Origin of the sequence: Psychrobacillus sp. MER TA 171, from assembly GCF_023713305.1 — a bacterium.
Lineage (GTDB): Bacteria > Bacillota > Bacilli > Bacillales_A > Planococcaceae > Psychrobacillus.
The window spans coordinates 1-1063 of sequence record NZ_JAMAWN010000054.1 but is presented as its reverse complement, the minus strand read 5'-3'; the positions used below and the strand labels follow the sequence as shown (position 1 = coordinate 1063).

The following is a 1063-nucleotide window of genomic DNA, read 5'->3' as shown; positions in this document are numbered from 1 at the left end:
GGTTACAAGTAATTAAGAGAAAACCTTCCAAAAGGTTTTTGGAGGGCTATTTGTCATGCACAAAATAGTATATCATAAGATTAATAATAATTTTAGAGAAAAATATTGACATCCTATTAGCTGGTTTTACTTCAAGAAGGAGTAAAGCTTTTTTCTTATTGAAATAACGGGGCAGTTTTAGTTGAAGAAGAATAAACAATAATTTTATTTAAAGGGGTAAATAATATGATTCAATATAGTCATATGCCACAAGGCTATGTTTGTCCATTTTGTCTTTTAGTAAAAGGTGTTGAGGATGAAGAAGACAAGCTAATCCAATCTAAACAGCAAGATATTGTGTATAAAGATGACTATGTAACGGCTTTAATCGGAACATTGTGGTGGCCAAATAATAAAGCCCATGTAATCATCATTCCAAATAAACATTTTGAAAATATTTTCGACTTACCCATTGAATATGCTACACGAATTCATCAGTTGGCACAGAAGATATCCTACGCATTAAAGGAGTGTTACAAATGCGATGGTATTTCCACTCGACAACACAACGAACCTGGGGGAAGTCAGGATGTATGGCATTATCATTTACATGTTTATCCACGATATTATGATGATGATCTTTATCGAACCGACGGTAATTTAAGTCTTTCAGAGGAAAGGCTGAACTATGCTGAACAGTTAAGAACCTGGTTTGAAATAAATGAGTTGAATAAAGATAATTAAAATTCACAAAATAAGTATTTCTTCTTCAACTAACAGGTGCTTTACTTGTGCAAAACGTTTCTAGTTTAAATAGAGCATGGTCACATTTCTCTGGTAAAGACTAGACAGTTCCAATGGAACTGAAGGATTATATCGAAGAGTCAAATGATAGAGTAACGTCTTGAAGGGCTCTCTCTTAGTCGAATAGCATTAGATTTAGTAAGAATGATCGTGTTATAAGCTCGGCGAAAAGGCGTGAGAATTTACCGTAGCAGTTCGGCTGACGAAAGCCTACCCGCGGGGGTGGTGTAAATCATGATGCTTGAGTTGAATGAATATGGTGAGAATGCATTATGCCCTA

1 protein-coding gene is annotated in these 1063 nt (G+C 35.0%); it reads left to right on the top strand.

Annotation, left to right across the window (positions count from 1 at the left end; translation table 11 throughout):
* Positions 1-225: 225 nt before the first annotated feature.
* Positions 226-723 carry an HIT family protein gene (locus M3627_RS20345; protein WP_251557267.1) on the top strand — a complete coding sequence of 166 codons (498 nt, stop codon included), beginning with the start codon at positions 226-228 and terminating at the stop codon, positions 721-723.
* Positions 724-1063 lie beyond the last annotated feature (340 nt).

Bases quoted from the DNA above. Each gene is read 5' to 3' on its own strand.
- M3627_RS20345 (WP_251557267.1), top strand. From the start codon at position 226: ATGATTCAATATAGTCATATGCCACAAGGCTATGTTTGTCCATTTTGT.